This window comes from Allobaculum fili, from assembly GCF_020969955.1.
In the GTDB taxonomy this organism is placed as follows: domain Bacteria; phylum Bacillota_I; class Bacilli_A; order Erysipelotrichales; family Erysipelotrichaceae; genus Allobaculum; species Allobaculum fili.
Window position 1 is genome coordinate 76,273 of sequence record NZ_JAHDSX010000005.1, and the last position, 13,778, is coordinate 90,050.

12 protein-coding genes and 6 tRNA genes are annotated in these 13,778 nt (G+C 51.9%); 7 read left to right on the top strand and 11 right to left on the bottom strand.

The window, feature by feature from the left end:
• Positions 1–3: 3 nt before the first annotated feature.
• Positions 4–234, bottom strand: coding sequence for a hypothetical protein (locus tag Afil_RS02330; protein ID WP_230266917.1), 231 nt, complete (start codon positions 232–234; stop codon positions 4–6).
• Between the two features lie 35 nt (positions 235–269).
• On the opposite strand from Afil_RS02330, the gene Afil_RS02335 reads away from it, so the two are divergent.
• Complete coding sequence (locus Afil_RS02335) at positions 270–1,433, top strand: hemolysin family protein (protein ID WP_230266918.1); 1,164 nt, start codon at positions 270–272, stop codon at positions 1,431–1,433.
• Between the two features lie 187 nt (positions 1,434–1,620).
• On the opposite strand, the gene Afil_RS02340 is transcribed toward Afil_RS02335, so the two are convergent.
• The 9 genes from Afil_RS02340 to Afil_RS02380 form a co-directional block, all read right to left on the bottom strand.
• Positions 1,621–3,015, bottom strand: a complete 1,395-nt coding sequence (locus Afil_RS02340; RefSeq protein WP_230266919.1) for an MATE family efflux transporter — start codon at positions 3,013–3,015, stop codon at positions 1,621–1,623.
• A gap of 247 nt (positions 3,016–3,262) precedes the next feature.
• A complete protein-coding gene (locus Afil_RS02345) occupies positions 3,263–3,895 on the bottom strand; it encodes a glucose-6-phosphate isomerase family protein (protein ID WP_230266920.1) in 633 nt (210 codons plus the stop codon).
• A gap of 265 nt (positions 3,896–4,160) precedes the next feature.
• Positions 4,161–4,715, bottom strand: a complete 555-nt coding sequence (locus Afil_RS02350; protein ID WP_230266921.1) for an MnmM family RNA methyltransferase — start codon at positions 4,713–4,715, stop codon at positions 4,161–4,163.
• Between the two features lie 137 nt (positions 4,716–4,852).
• Entirely contained in the window at positions 4,853–5,803 is a 951-nt protein-coding gene (gene rmuC / locus Afil_RS02355) for a DNA recombination protein RmuC (protein WP_230266922.1), read from the bottom strand.
• A 250-nt stretch (positions 5,804–6,053) separates the two neighbouring features.
• Positions 6,054–7,457 (bottom strand): CCA tRNA nucleotidyltransferase, encoded by a 1,404-nt coding sequence (locus Afil_RS02360; RefSeq protein ID WP_230266923.1) that lies wholly within the window; start codon positions 7,455–7,457, stop codon positions 6,054–6,056.
• A gap of 258 nt (positions 7,458–7,715) precedes the next feature.
• On the bottom strand, positions 7,716–7,964 hold the full coding sequence (locus Afil_RS02365) for a DUF3955 domain-containing protein (RefSeq protein ID WP_230266924.1): 249 nt from the start codon (positions 7,962–7,964) through the stop codon (positions 7,716–7,718).
• A gap of 267 nt (positions 7,965–8,231) precedes the next feature.
• The gene (locus tag Afil_RS02370; RefSeq protein WP_230266925.1) at positions 8,232–9,005 is read right to left on the bottom strand and encodes an enhanced serine sensitivity protein SseB C-terminal domain-containing protein; all 774 of its coding nucleotides are present in this window, start codon (positions 9,003–9,005) and stop codon (positions 8,232–8,234) included.
• 2 nt (positions 9,006–9,007) lie between these two features.
• Positions 9,008–10,336: a TldD/PmbA family protein gene (locus Afil_RS02375; RefSeq protein WP_230266926.1), complete on the bottom strand. Its 1,329-nt coding sequence runs from the start codon at positions 10,334–10,336 to the stop codon at positions 9,008–9,010.
• Positions 10,329–11,723: a TldD/PmbA family protein gene (locus tag Afil_RS02380; protein ID WP_230266927.1), complete on the bottom strand. Its 1,395-nt coding sequence runs from the start codon at positions 11,721–11,723 to the stop codon at positions 10,329–10,331. The genes Afil_RS02375 and Afil_RS02380 overlap by 8 nt, the downstream gene beginning before the upstream one ends.
• 252 nt (positions 11,724–11,975) lie before the next feature.
• Between Afil_RS02380 and Afil_RS02385 the strand changes: the two genes are divergently transcribed.
• The 6 genes from Afil_RS02385 (at position 11,976) to Afil_RS02410 (ending at position 12,590) form a co-directional block, all read left to right on the top strand.
• Positions 11,976–12,052 (top strand) — tRNA-Arg (locus tag Afil_RS02385).
• A 5-nt stretch (positions 12,053–12,057) separates the two neighbouring features.
• Positions 12,058–12,134 (top strand) — tRNA-Pro (locus Afil_RS02390).
• A 12-nt stretch (positions 12,135–12,146) separates the two neighbouring features.
• Positions 12,147–12,223 (top strand) — tRNA-Met (locus Afil_RS02395).
• Positions 12,224–12,245: 22 nt separating this feature from the next.
• Positions 12,246–12,322: transfer RNA gene (locus Afil_RS02400), tRNA-Ile, on the top strand.
• Positions 12,323–12,434: 112 nt separating this feature from the next.
• Positions 12,435–12,511 (top strand) — tRNA-Met (locus Afil_RS02405).
• 3 nt (positions 12,512–12,514) lie between these two features.
• Positions 12,515–12,590, top strand: a tRNA-Phe gene (locus tag Afil_RS02410).
• Between the two features lie 223 nt (positions 12,591–12,813).
• Here the strand turns inward: Afil_RS02410 and Afil_RS02415 are convergent.
• Positions 12,814–13,572 carry a 2,3-bisphosphoglycerate-dependent phosphoglycerate mutase gene (locus Afil_RS02415; protein WP_230266928.1) on the bottom strand — a complete coding sequence of 253 codons (759 nt, stop codon included), beginning with the start codon at positions 13,570–13,572 and terminating at the stop codon, positions 12,814–12,816.
• Positions 13,573–13,778 lie beyond the last annotated feature (206 nt).

Sequence of the window (13,778 nt, forward strand, 5' to 3'; positions counted from 1 at the left end):
GTTTTATCGTATTGCTTTTCTCCCTTTTCTCCTTTGTTTTCTTTGCCTGCTTTTTCGGGAAGCAGGCATTTTTTCTGCCCGGACGCGCAAAATGACGCTTCTTTCCAGCTTTTTCTGAGCGCTCTGTGCGCCCGTTTTCAAAAAACCGGTGCATGGTATAATCAGTTCACCTTTCGAGGGAACAACACGTTTTTTAACAGGAAAAAATCGACTTTCAAAATCGTATTTTTCCATACAATCTTCTGTTTAAAATTCTGGAAATGGAGCTGATGTTCTTGGTGTATATAAGTCTGTCCATTCTTTCGTTTGCGGCAGCCCTCTTTTTTCTGACTCTGACCATGCAGCCGGCAGATGACGCCCGCTATACGGCCATGGATCTCTTTCTCGCTCTGCTCTTTCAAGTGCTCAGCGCCTGGCTGCTCGTCCAGCTGCCTGCGGTAGCGGCGGTGCTCAACGGCCCGGCTTCCTTCTGGATTCTCATGGCGATCGAACTGATACTTGGTCTGATCTGGGTGCATCTTTCCAAACGCATTCACTTTTCTTCCGCCAGCATGAATTCCCTGCAGAAACCGCTGCTCAAGCTGTTTTTCTGGCTGCCGGAAGAAGCTGCGGACAGCGACGATGAACTCGTCCGTCTGATTGAGGCTTCCTCGGTTCCGGAAATGGAAGAACAGCGCGAAGTACTCGAAAACGCGCTCGATCTCAACGACACGTCGCTCGATGAAATCTGTACCCACCGTTCCGATATGGTGTGCCTGTCCATGAAGGAAGATCCGTCCAAGTGGAAGCAGATCATCATGGCTAACCGGCATACGTTTTATCCGATCACCAACGAAAGCGACGACGATATCGTCGGCGTGCTCGATACCCGCGATTATTTCCGTCTGAACGGCTGGGGCAAGAAAACCATTCTCGATCACGCGGTCGACAAGCCGCTGTTCGTTGCCGAAAGCAATACCGCCGATGAGCTGCTGCGCATGATGAAGCAGCGCCACACGTACATCGCCATCGTTCTCGACGAATACGGCGGTGTCGTTGGTCTGGTCACCCTGCACGACATTATCGAAGAGCTCTTCGGCGATCTGTCCGAAGAGGAAGAAAAGCGGCAGGCGGATATCGTCCGGCTTCCGCGCGGCGTCTGGCGCATTAACGGCGAAGCCGATCTGGACGATGTGTCCAAGGCGCTGGGCATGGACCTGCACCTTGATGATTTTGAAACGTTCTCCGGCTACGTGCTCGGCTCCATGGGCTACATTCCCGAAGACGGCAGCCAGCTTGAAACCCGCATCGGACCGCTGTCCATTCAGATCCGGCGCATTCAGGGACACCGCATTCGTCAGGCGCTCGTCAAAGTCGAAGATGAACCGAAGGGAAATCCCGCGCCAGAAAGCACTCCAACTGGAACCGCAAAGTCGGGCTCAGCCAGACACTGAGCGCTCCAAACGCGGAAGCCAAAGGCAGGACAGTCCTCACCATTTTGAAAAAGAAAAAAACAAATGGTCTTTTCCAGTCGCCGAATCGGGCGAGAGGAAAAGACCATTTTTGCGTAGTATTGAATTTTCAAAGACTCCTGCAGAACTCTGGAAAGAGGAAAACCTTCCGAAAGTGAGAGCTCTGTGCCTAAAACCGGTTTTCGATGACGCCTTCCTTGAGCTGCTTCATCTGCTTCCATGAGCGAAGCACGAGAATAAACGCGAGCAGAGCGGAAAGCAGATCGGCGATCGGCTGGGAAACGACCAGTCCTTCAATTCCCCACATCAAAGAAAAGACGAAGGCGAGCGGAATGAAGAAAATGATCGTGCGGGAGAGGGAGACAAACACCCCTTTGCCCGGCTGGCCGATGGCCGCAAAATACGTCGAACTGAGCGACTGAACGCCCTGGATGCAGATGCCCATCAGGTATACGCGAAGCATGATCACACCAAAGCGGACGTACAGTTCATCGCCGGTTCCAAACAGAAGAATGAGCGGTCTGGGAAAGCACTGAAAGAGCACTTCGACAAGCGTTCCTAAAACGACGACCGAAATCAGACCCTTGACCATGCATTCCTTCACGCGCCCATACTGCGCGGCGCCATAGTTGTAGCCGACAATCGGCTGAAGGCCCTGCGCAATGCCGACAATGACGGAAATGAAGAGGCCGTTAAGCTTGAAGGCCACACCGCTGGCCGCGATTGGAATATTGGCGCCGTAAACGGACAGGGACCCGTAGTACTTGAACATGTTGGTCAGAAAAATCTGAACCACAAGAACCGCCGCCTGGTTGAGCGCTGAAGCCATACCCAGGTTGCAGATTTTCTTCAGCGGCGCCATGCGGATTTTGAAGCTGTCCGCATTCATATGCACATGCTTGAAGCGCGGCAGATAAAAGAGTGCGATGACAAAGCTCACGATCTGGCCGATAATCGTCGCCCACGCCGCACCGGCCATGCCCCAGTGAAAGACGAAAATGAAAATCGGGTCCAGGATGCAGTTGACAATAGCGCCGACCACCATGAAAAACATGGAAAAGGAAGGCGAACCGTCCGCCCGGCAAAGCTGGGAAATGCCGTTGCTGACAATGAGAAAGGGCATGCCAAGCAAAATGACGCGGGAGTATTCGAGCGCGTAGCCGTAGTTTTCCGGGGTGGCGCCAAAAACCGGCAGCAGAGCCGTAATGCTCAGCTCGCCAAGAACCAGATAAATCAGCCCGCTTAAAAACATGAAGCTGAGCGCCGTTCCGGCCGTTCTTGCCGCCTCATCCGGACGTCCTTCGCCCAGCTGCAGCGAGTAGCAGGACGCGCCACCCACGCCTAAAAGCAGGGCGATTGCCAGACAGATGGTCGAAAGCGGAAAGACGACCGTCGTCGCGCCGTTGCCCAGATAGCCAAGACCCTGGCCGATAAAAATCTGGTCAACGATGTTGTAGAGCGAGCTCACCAGCATCGCGATGATGGACGGGAACGAATAGCGAAACAGCAGCTTCGAAATTTTCTCGGTGCCTAGTGGATTGCCGGCGGACAGTGTCTTTTCCATCGTGTACCTCCTGATCGTGCAAACGGACGAATTTCTCCGTTTTTGTCGGTGAACGCCTCCACGAAAACGTGCTGTAAAAAGGACAGGCGTCCATTTGTATACGAAAGGATAGCACACAATTATTTTCAGTACGGAAAAAAGTAAAATTTGGTGCCGTTTCGCTTAGTGGATTTTCCGCTCTCCTGCTGCGGTTTGCGGATGTTTTTTCGGCAAAAGAAAAAGTCCCGATTTCTCAGGACTTGAAATCCTACGACTTTAAAAAGGCGATAATGTCTTCTTCCTGGAGCGCGTCCACGGATTCCGGAGTATCTTCGACATCCACTTCAATGGCCAGTTCGCCGTTGTCGTCATAGACATGACAGGTGAAGGGATGTTCGTCGATTGAATCGAAATCGAAGCCGGCATTGCTCGGCAGACACTGCGAAAGCATCAGCGGTTCATCGCCGGTATTGATCAGGCGGCGTCCAATGTTCGACGGAATCTTGTGGAGACTGCCTTCTTCCAGTTCTTCGCACCAGCATTCGCCGTCGCGGCTGAGGAACATGACCAGACCGGTTCCTTTCATGCAGAGCAGATATTCTTCCGCATCCGGATTGACGTGAAAATGACCTTTCGTGCAGAAGTACTGGTCATCCACCTTGCCCGGATACAGGGTAATGTGCCCCCAGTTGAGATGGCCTTCGCCCGGCTCAGATTCCTTGACGATGTGCTCATAAATCTTAGTTTCCGGATCGAGGGTCGGATCTTTGCGGCGGAAGTAATCCGCGTCTTTATAGCGCATGACCATTTCGGTCAGATTGTTTCCATTCAGACGTTCCTGCCAGTGATGGGTCAGCTGTGACTTGGTGACCGCTACACGTTTGTGATTTGTATTATCCATATTCAGTACCTATTCCCGTTTCGCTGTATGACGCAGCGGCATTCAGGCTTGCCTGCAGCCTGTCCCCAGAACGCAAGGCGGGCTTCCCAACGGGAAACTTTGACAATCAGGCAAAGGGAAAGACTCGCGTTCGGATCATCTGTGCTGGAAAGCGGGGGCTCTTTCCGGTACTCAGGTTATAGCGCTTTTGGCACTTTTTTTCGTTTATTATGCTTATTATTATTGAATATTTTTGATATTAGTATCCTGATTAGATTATATTCCTTCAAACGTCCGGGCGGGATGCGGATTTTGAAAATCGTTTGATAACGCAAAGCAGAACGGGACAGGCTTCGCGATCGGGGCGCCGACACTCGAGCAGTTCGAGATCGTCACGTAAAAGAAGGCTTTCCATAACCGCTTTTCGTTCTTGATCGCCTGGCGCGAGCGGATAGAAAACCAGAGCCATCCGGCCTTTGGGCCGAAGCAGATCTGCCGCGGCGTTCACGGCTTTTACAGAACTTTCTGGCAGAGTGGATACGCCGTGCAGACAATGGGGGTCATAGCCAAAATTGAAGATCACCGCATCGATCTGCCCTTCGTATTCAGAAAGGTCTTCTTTCATAAATTCGTGGGAATGCAGCCAGGCGGTAATGCGCGGACCAGTCATTTTTTCGCAGCTGGCCGCATAGAGCTCCGGCTGGACTTCATAGGCAAAGACATGCGCCGCACGATGATCAAGAAAAAAGCGGGAGTCCCGGCCCAGACCGAGCGTTGCGTCCACGCAGATCGCCTGCTCATGAAGGACGTCCAGAAGAAAGTCGTGTGCTAGTTCACTCATGGATTTCATGCTGGTAATGATCCCCTCCATTTCCTCGAATCACGCATTTTCCATTGTTTTATTTTGTTTTGCGATGGCTGCCTATGCCTTTGGAGCTATCTTCAAAATTAAGAATTCGTCGAAAGTGCAGTATCTTTTTAGTCTTCGCCGTCAAAATCGTAAAAGCTCTGATCGTCGCTGAACACCGGATCGGCGTTCTGCGAAATCTGCGCGAGCAGCTTTTCCGCGCTTTCCTGCAGAGCGGCCAGCTGTTTTTGTAAAAGGGCGCTCGTACGGCACGTCTTGCCGGCGTTTTCGCAAAGCATGGTGGCCTTGATTTCCAGCGAACGGACTTCCTTTTCGAACGCTTCCATATTGGCCGCGCGGTAGAAGCTGCGCGCCGATGCCTGCAGCGAGAAGACGACGCCGCAAAGCGTGGTCGGCGAAACCAGAAGCACATGGCGGGAGAGCGCGTACTGCTGCAGCATCGCTCCTTCCCCGCAAAGGTAGGCGTAAACCGCTTCGCTGGGGATAAAGAGGAGCGCTTCATCGAGCGTCTCTTCCGTGATGTATTTATCGGCTACATCGTCGATGTGTTTCTTTATATTCTTTCTGAATTCTTTTTCATAATACTCCGCCGATTCGGGTTCTTCACACATCCGCAGGTAATTTTCCATTGGAAATTTCGAGTCAATGCACAGAACCTGATCGGACTGCGGCATATGAAAGGCGCCGTCGCTGATGCGTCCGTTTTTCAGATGGTACTGCGTGCTGTACAAATACGGACTGTCCCCAAGATACGTCCGTACGATGGATTCCAGCTGGTATTCGCCCCAGGTCCCGCGCCGTTTGGCGTTGGCCATGACCTGGGTAATGGAATGGACTTCATCCGCCAGATCTTCCGAGCGTTCGCGGGCAGAACTCGTATCGAGCCGTACCTGTTCCAGCTGGCTGCCCATGCGCCGCAGATGAATCTCCTTGTAGTCGCCGTCCTTTTCCACGATGTGATACAGATCGCTGACTGAATTCATCAGCGAATACACCGCGTAGCCGACCAGCGCCAGCAGCACGATCATGACAATCATTAAAGCCACAAGAAATCCGTTCATAATTTTCCCCTTTTTTCTTTTTAAATCTTTCCCGCATGGCCCGGGATTTTAAAATCCGGCCTGGACCATACAATCTGTACCCCATTTTAATAAATTCAGGCGCCTTTTTGAGGCGCCTGATTGCTTTCTTCATCCAGACGGTGTTCCTTAGCCATGAAATGACGCATGAACCGTCGTCCATTTTTACAAAACAAAAACCAAAACAAAGTGTCACAGAGCTTTACAGAGTGTTACAGAGCCTTGCAGTGCCTTACTTGCTCTTCTGGGCATTGCGTACGACTTTTTCTGCCGATCTGAGCAGGCGAAGCTGATCTTCTCGGGTTTCCCATTCAGGATGGAGAATGACCTGATGCAGCACTTCGAGAAGAACATCCCGGCGCTGACTGCCCTGGAGATGCGTCTGGGCAATGACGTCATCGCCGTTGATTTTCAGCTCGGCGATGGTAAAGGGATGCCTGTCCTTTTCCTGTTCAAAATAGGCGCGGAAGAGGTCAAGGCGTTCGCGTCGGTCCTTGGTCGCGTGCGCTTCAATGTCGGCTTCCTGCAAATCCATCAGCTTTTCAAACAGTGCCTTGGTATATCCTTTCTGGACCAGGATTCGATAGAGGCTCTGGTACGCGGGTCGAAAAAACGTATCGTGATCCGGGATCAGTTTCACCACGTCTTTCTGCAGCTGTTTTGGCAGCTTAAGACGGGAAAGAATGACTTTGGCGTGTCGGGCCGACGCCTGTTCGTGACCATGGAAATGGTCGCGGCCGTTTTCATCGTGGAAGCGCACATCCGGCTTGCCGCAGTCGTGCAGCAAAGCCGCCCAGAGCAGAACGGGATCGCGATGAGGCAAATAGCGCAGCACATCGATGGTATGCGTGAGCACCCCGCCGTAATGATACGGGGTACACTGCGGCGTACTGGCCATTACTTCCACTTCCGGAATCCAGGGTCGAAGCAGATCCGCCATCGGTTCGATCAGGCGTGGATCGTCGCGCAGAACCGTTTCGATCAGCGGCGCGACGCGCTCTGCAGCCAGTGTGGAAGAAAGAGCGCTTTTTTCATGAATGGCTTTGAGCGTGTTTTCTTCGATCGTGCCCTGAAGCCGGGCCGCGAAAGCCCAGGCGCGAAACATGCGAAGGGCATCTTCTTCAAAACGCCCTTTCGGATCGCCGACCGCCCGGATCTGGCGTTTTTTCAAATCATCGATACCGCCGTACGGATCGATCAGCCCTTTTTCGGGATGATAGGCCATGGCGTTAATGGTAAAGTCGCGGCGGGCGAGATCTTCACGAATATCGCGGGTAAAGGAAACCGCGTCCGGATGGCGATGATCGCGATACGTCCCTTCTTTACGCATCGTCGTCACCTCGATCGGACAGCCGTCCTGCAAAACGGTAACGGTGCCATGTTCGATTCCCGTGGGAACGACGTGTTCGAAACGGGCCATCACCTGTTCGGGACGGAGCGTCGTCGTGATGTCATAATCGTTTGGCGCGATCCCGCGCAGGCTGTCGCGTACGCAGCCGCCGACCAGCCACGCTTCTTCGCCATTGGCGTTCAGCGTATCGAGTACCTTCTGTACCGGCTCAGGAATGGGCAGCTGAAAGAGGCATGCAGCCCCGGGATTGAGCGTGTCTTCTTTTTTTCCGATTTCTTTTTCCATATCGACGGCTCCTTTCTTCGTTTTCTGTATAGCTTTGCGCCCTAAATTTCTGACTTCACTTTATCATGCGGCTGTTTTCACTTTATCACGGGGAAATGCCCGTGACGATCTCTGCATTTTCGGTTTAAGCCGGAATAGCTGTACACCCTCCGGCGGCAGAAAAATCGTTCCGGAAAAGACGATTTGTCCTGCGCCCGGGCATAAAAAAATCCCTCCAGAAAGAGGGACATATCATTCGGGATCAATACGGTATGCGGCTTACGAGCGGCTTCTGGAACATTTTGCGGCGAAGCTTGCAACCGCGCTGGCCAGGCATACGAAGAGAAGCGCCCAGCCGCAGGGGACCAGGAAGAAAGGTTCATGAAGAACTCCCTGGGCATCCAGTGTTGAGCCGATCAGGGCGAAGAGTCCAAAGCAGAGTACGGCTGCGATTCCGGAAATCAGTGCCGTCCATTCCCAGACTCTGGAAGCTGAGTGTTTTCCCGATCTGGCAAGGTTTGCGTTCATAGGTATTTCCTCCTTTTTTTTCTGGGAAATCTAAGTCTACGATACCGATCCAGGAGATTCGAGACAGACGCTCCCATCTTTTCGCACCATGGGAGAGCTCCTGTCGATATCGACCCTCTACTCTAGTCATCTTCGTTCGAAAAGGTATTGCTTTGCCTGAGATTTTTCGAGACGCAAACGAAAAAGCTTCTGTGCAGAGATTCGCATACGCCTGCACAGAAGCTTTCGGTTTTTGAGTGTTTTTTAGATGCAGCGATGGGTCTTAAACTAGAACGCGCGCACGTAAATCGGTTTGGAAGTACGGGCGATATCCTGTCCGAGCTTGGAATCGCTGAACATGAATTCGAGTTCCTGATCTTTTACGACGCCGCGGATGGCCGCAGTCAGACGTGTGAAAATACCAGTGTCTTTTTCGTTGGCATCCACCAGGATGAACAGCGTTGTATCCGGTTTGTTCGGATCTTTCAGACGCTCCTTCATGTAAATGGCGTTGATCGCCTTGTCATGGAAGCCGGCTGAAATCAGAGCCGCTTCGAGATCCTGCTGGTCGCCCGTAAGGTCGCGCAGGTATACGTTACTGTTCTGGGCCAGGTTTTCCTGTTTGAGCGGTGTCTTGTAGGCATCCGCAAAACCGATCAGGAAATCGGACGGGAAGCGTACGTTTACGCCAGCCGGGTCAACGACAATGCCGTCGACATCGCCTTTCGCGCTTCTTACCATCGGCAGGAACTGTTCCGAAGAAAGCAGCAGGCAGTTTACGCCCGGTTCGCCGAAAGCGTTTTTCATTTCGGCAACACTGGTGAATACCGGGAACATTTTCGTTCCGTCCTGACTTGCAGCCGTCATAAATGCCATTTTGGCATCTTTCGGGAACTGAATTTTTCCGTTCTCCAGTTTGGTCGGTTCCTTATCCCATTTGGCAGGGACATACACACGGGTATCCATGAGCGCCTGTCCTGCTTTGAGCAGGTCTTCGTCCGCATGGGTTTCCTTCATTCGGACAAGCGCTTCGAGCAGAATGTCGTTCTGATATTGTTCCATAATTATTCTTCATTTCCTCCAACAGCAGCTTCCTCGAAGAGAATGGATGGAGCGGCTGTGCTGCGCATTTCCCATTTCAGGTCATCGCCGACAGCCTCTACATGATTCATCAGATCGATAAAGTTTCCGGCTACAGTAATCAGAGTCAGCGGACGAACTTTCCGGCCGTTTTCCACCAGATAGCCCTTGGCCTGTAAAGAAAAGTTCGTACTGACAAAATCAATGCCGGCATGCATTCCCGCAAGTTCGCTGATCACTACACCATTGTCCATTTTTTTCAAAAGAGAGTCAAAAGAATTCGGGCCCGACACAATATAAAGGTTCATGCTGGAAACGGTAGTTGCACCGCCGCCGGAACGGAATCCGTTGCCGGTGGATTCGGCATCCATTTTCAGCGCAGACTTGGTGTTGTGGAGAACGGTTTCAAAAACGCCGTCGCGAACGACTGTTTTTGTATATGTCGGACGGCCTTCGTCGTCATAGTTCCGTAAGAAGAGCGCGTCTTCATTGCGCGGATCGTCCACGATCGTGATCTGATCCGAGAAGATTTTCTGGCCGACCTTGCCGCATAACGGCGAAATGCCGCGGGCGATCGACGTACCGTAAAACATCCCTTCCAGGCAGGAGAAGAGCGTCGACATGGCTTCGTTGTTGAAGATGACTTTGCAGGTGCGGCTGCTCAGCGATTTGGCGCCGATCTGGTCCTGCACGCGCGTAACCAGACGCTTTACGAACGCGTCCTGATCGAAATCATCGAGATCGTAGACGATTTCTACACGGTAGTCGTCATATACTTCCCCGTTATCGCGCATCGTAATCTGCGCGGCGATCACCTGATACTGGTAGGCGCTGGACACTTCCGTCCCCAGCGAGTTGGTCAGCTCGCTGCTCACTTCGGCGCTTTCAAAAGAAAGTTCATTGACCAGACTGACGCGGCTGTCGGCAGCCAGAAGCTTGTCTTCCAGAGACGCGAGCACTTCCTTAATGTGCGCCGGATCGGCCGGTTTCCAGGTCTTTTTCGAAATGGTCTCTTCGCATTCCATCGGTCCGACAAGAACGTCCTTTTCCGATTCCGAAATGCGGTCGGCATTATCGCGAAGCTGACCGAGAATTTCGTCCATGTCTTCGTCTTCGATTTTTTCGAGCGATGTCGAAACGATTTTTCCATTGGCCATGGCGCGCAGCGAAGTGGAAAGAATACGGGATGTCGTAAACGAATCCATCGTATGGTCAAACCACTGCAGAGAACGGGACGTCTGCCGCGTCTGCGCGATTTCGAGGCCTTCCAGTCCAAGCTGGGCTGACCGTTCAATCCATGCCTGCTTATTCATTTGCGGTACCTCCTACAGTAATGGAGCTGACCCGGATGGCCGGCTGGCCGACATTGGTCGGAATCGATCCGGAAACCGATCCGCACATACCCTGCGCGAGTTCCAGGTTGTCGCTGACCATATCAATGTTCTGAAGAATTTCTGCACCGCTTCCGATCAGCATGGCGCCGATAACGGGATCGGTGATTTTTCCGTCTTCAATCAGGTAGCCTTCGTTTACGCCGAAGTTGAATTCACCGGTGTTCGGATTGACCGAACCGCCGCCCATCGAACGGCAGTACAGACCGAAGGAAATGTCCTTGAACATGTCTTCTTTCTTATCCGTTCCCGGTGCGATGAACGTATTGCTCATGCGGCTAGTCGGTTCGTACTTGTACGATTCGCGACGGCCGCTTCCCGAAGACGGCGTATTCATGCGGCGGCCGTTAAGACGGTCAACCATGTACTGGGTCAGAACGCCGTGATCGATCAGCAGTCGTTTCTGCTGCGGGTTGCCTTCGTCATCCATGTTCTGGGAACCCCATTCGCCCGGAATCGTTCCATCGTCCCAGGCGCTGACTTTTTCGCTGGCGATTTTTTCGCCTTTCCGGTTGGAAAATACCGAAAGTTTTTTGGCGACGCTGGTCGCTTCAAGGGAATGGCCGCAGGCTTCGTGGAAAATGACGCCGCCAAAGCCGTTATCAATAATGACCGGCATCACACCGCTGGGCGCCGGTTTGGCGCGAAGCAGTACGAGGGCAATTCGAGCCGCCTCTTTCGCCATCTCTTCTGGCGAATGGTCACCTTCAAAATATTCGAGGCCTTTGGAAGCGCCCGGTGCAGTGTAGGCGGACTGCACATTGTCGCCTTCGCGCGCATACGCCTGAACGGCCATACGGCTTCTCTGTCTTGTATCCGCCTTGAACAGACCGTCCGAATTGGCGATCTGCACGTCCTGATGAATGGACGACAGCGAAGCGCTGGCTTTAAAAATCCGTTCATCATAGCCGCGGGCCGTCTTGATGGCCCGATCGAGCAGAGCGAGTTTTTTCTCGTCTTCCGTCTTGAACGGGTCCTGTTCGACTGGGGAAATGTTTTCCGCCCGGCTCAGTTCATTCAGAACGACGTTTTTTCCCTCTTCTTTTTTCCCGATGGCGCTTCGCAGATCGTCTACGATGCCCTCGAGAACTTCCATATCCATTTCATCGGTGTAGCCGTAAACCGATGAAGTTCCTTTATACAGACGAATCCCCGCTCCGGCGCGTACGCTCGCGCTGATATTCTCAACGTTGTCATCGAGCTGCGTCATCGACTGCGTGTGGGTTTCTTCTTCAAAAATCTCCGCAAAATCCGCTTCCGATTTCATGGCGCGGTTCAGGAGTACTTCTACTTGTTCTTTTTTGAGCATTTTTATCACTCCTCTATCTTTTCAGTATACCGCAGGACACAAGCCCTCTTCCACAAGGGGCAGAGCGGCCTGGATCTGCCGGTGCTTTCTGTCCATTCGGCTATAAATTCGTATTACGTTCTCATTTTATAGCCTTCTATATTTTATTTTTTTCTTTTTTTTGTTTTTCCTGTTTGCATCTCAGAGGTTTTTCTTATAGTATGAATAAGCTGTTTGACAGCAATAAAGATTTTCAAGTCATATTCAAACTTTGCGCCATTAGCTCAATTGGATAGAGCGTCTGACTACGGATCAGAAGGTTGTGGGTTCGACTCCTGCATGGCGCGCCATTTATCGGGACGTAGCACAGCTTGGTAGTGCACCTGGTTTGGGACCAGGGGGTCGCAGGTTCGAATCCTGTCGTCCCGACCATTTTATTATTTTGGCTAGGTAGCTTAGTTGGCTAGAGCATCCGGTTCATACCCGGAAGGTCGTGAGTTCGAGTCTCACCCTAGCCACCATTTCTTATGTTTTATTTTTCATGGACCCTTAGCGCAGTTGGTAAGAGCAGCTGGCTCATAACCGGATGGTCGCGGGTTCAAGTCCTGCAGGGTCCACCAGTTACCTACAGTCCTTAAGGAATGTTGTTGCAGGAGCACCGATTGATTTCTGAAAAAAGTGATAAAATTTCTTGCATCCAGTCATCCTTTCGGTTATTATATCTAAGCACATCGCGGGATAGAGCAGTCTGGTAGCTCGTCGGGCTCATAACCCGGAGGTCGTTGGTTCAAATCCTTCTCCCGCAACCATGTGGTCTCTTAGCTCAGTTGGTAGAGCAAAGGACTGAAAATCCTTGTGTCGTTGGTTCGATTCCGACAGAGACCACCACTTTGTAAATCACGCACCCAATTCGGGGTGCGTTTTTTTATGCCCGGTTCTGGTCATAGCCTTGCCCTCTTCATTCGACCCAGAATACCGAAATCTTAAATTCTCTTCCATACAGACAAGGCCCCGGAATCCATAGACAGGATCCGGGGCCTCTATTCTTCTGCTATTCTTCGATTTTTATTCAAGTTTTCTGTCTGTTTTCGCTTTTCTGGATCGAGCTTACCTATCCGATTCGTCCGGCACGCTTTGCAACTTCTTCCGGATCCGCCAGGCACTCAATTTTGTCCAGCTTTCCCTTCTCGTCAAACGTGCAGATCATCGGAACGCCCGTTGGCGGTTCATAGATCAGGGAAATGCCAAGATCGCGTTCGACGTCTTTCAAGTCCTTATTGGCGTCTTCAATCAAATATTTCAGCAAAACGCCAAGGATGTTTCCATGCGCCGCAATCAGTACGGTCTGCTCCTTTTCCAGACAGGGGACGACTTGTTCCCTGTAAAACGGAACGATTCGATCCATCGCCATCTGCATAGATTCGCCAAGCGGCAGCTGTTCTTTCGGTACATCCGCATATTCCGAAGACTGTCCAGGGGTGCGCGGATCATCTGGATCGAGCAGTGGTACCTTTGCGTCGAGTTTGCTGCGCCAGGCATCCACTCTGGCTTTTCCATATCTGGCAATTGTTTCCGCCTGGGTGTGACCCTGCAGCGCCCCATAGCTTCGCTCATTGATGTGCCACCTGCGCGTTACCGGCATTTCTTTCTGATCGAGTTCATTCAGCACATGATCGAGCGTCTGATTGGCGCGTTTGAGCCGCGAAGTGAAGGCCCGATCGATCTGGATGCCTTCTTCTTTCATCCTTTTACCGGCTTCTATAGCTTCTCGGTGTCCTTCTGGACTCAGATTCACATTCGACCAGCCGGTAAACCGTTTTTCCTTATTCCATTCGCTTTCGCCATGACGAAGCAGGATCAGTCGTTTCATACCGCAATTCCCCTTTGATTCCATACGTCTGTCCGGACGTATCGCCTGTCCGATATCCTCCCCAGCATAGCGACTCTTCCGTAAGTGTCAAACAATCGACGGGTATACGCGAGACTGAATATTAGATACGCTAAACGGGATCCCTTTCGAGATCCCGCTTGGCGTATTTTTTATTCTTCATCGTTTTCTTCATACTTCGGATCCGG

Bases quoted from the DNA above. Each gene is read 5' to 3' on its own strand.
- Afil_RS02330 (WP_230266917.1), bottom strand. From the start codon at position 234: ATGGAAAAATACGATTTTGAAAGTCGATTTTTTCCTGTTAAAAAACGT.
- Afil_RS02335 (WP_230266918.1), top strand. From the start codon at position 270: ATGTTCTTGGTGTATATAAGTCTGTCCATTCTTTCGTTTGCGGCAGCC.
- Afil_RS02340 (WP_230266919.1), bottom strand. From the start codon at position 3,015: ATGGAAAAGACACTGTCCGCCGGCAATCCACTAGGCACCGAGAAAATT.
- Afil_RS02345 (WP_230266920.1), bottom strand. From the start codon at position 3,895: ATGGATAATACAAATCACAAACGTGTAGCGGTCACCAAGTCACAGCTG.
- Afil_RS02350 (WP_230266921.1), bottom strand. From the start codon at position 4,715: ATGAGTGAACTAGCACACGACTTTCTTCTGGACGTCCTTCATGAGCAG.
- rmuC (WP_230266922.1), bottom strand. From the start codon at position 5,803: ATGAACGGATTTCTTGTGGCTTTAATGATTGTCATGATCGTGCTGCTG.
- Afil_RS02360 (WP_230266923.1), bottom strand. From the start codon at position 7,457: ATGGAAAAAGAAATCGGAAAAAAAGAAGACACGCTCAATCCCGGGGCT.
- Afil_RS02365 (WP_230266924.1), bottom strand. From the start codon at position 7,964: ATGAACGCAAACCTTGCCAGATCGGGAAAACACTCAGCTTCCAGAGTC.
- Afil_RS02370 (WP_230266925.1), bottom strand. From the start codon at position 9,005: ATGGAACAATATCAGAACGACATTCTGCTCGAAGCGCTTGTCCGAATG.
- Afil_RS02375 (WP_230266926.1), bottom strand. From the start codon at position 10,336: ATGAATAAGCAGGCATGGATTGAACGGTCAGCCCAGCTTGGACTGGAA.
- Afil_RS02380 (WP_230266927.1), bottom strand. From the start codon at position 11,723: ATGCTCAAAAAAGAACAAGTAGAAGTACTCCTGAACCGCGCCATGAAA.
- Afil_RS02415 (WP_230266928.1), bottom strand. From the start codon at position 13,572: ATGAAACGACTGATCCTGCTTCGTCATGGCGAAAGCGAATGGAATAAG.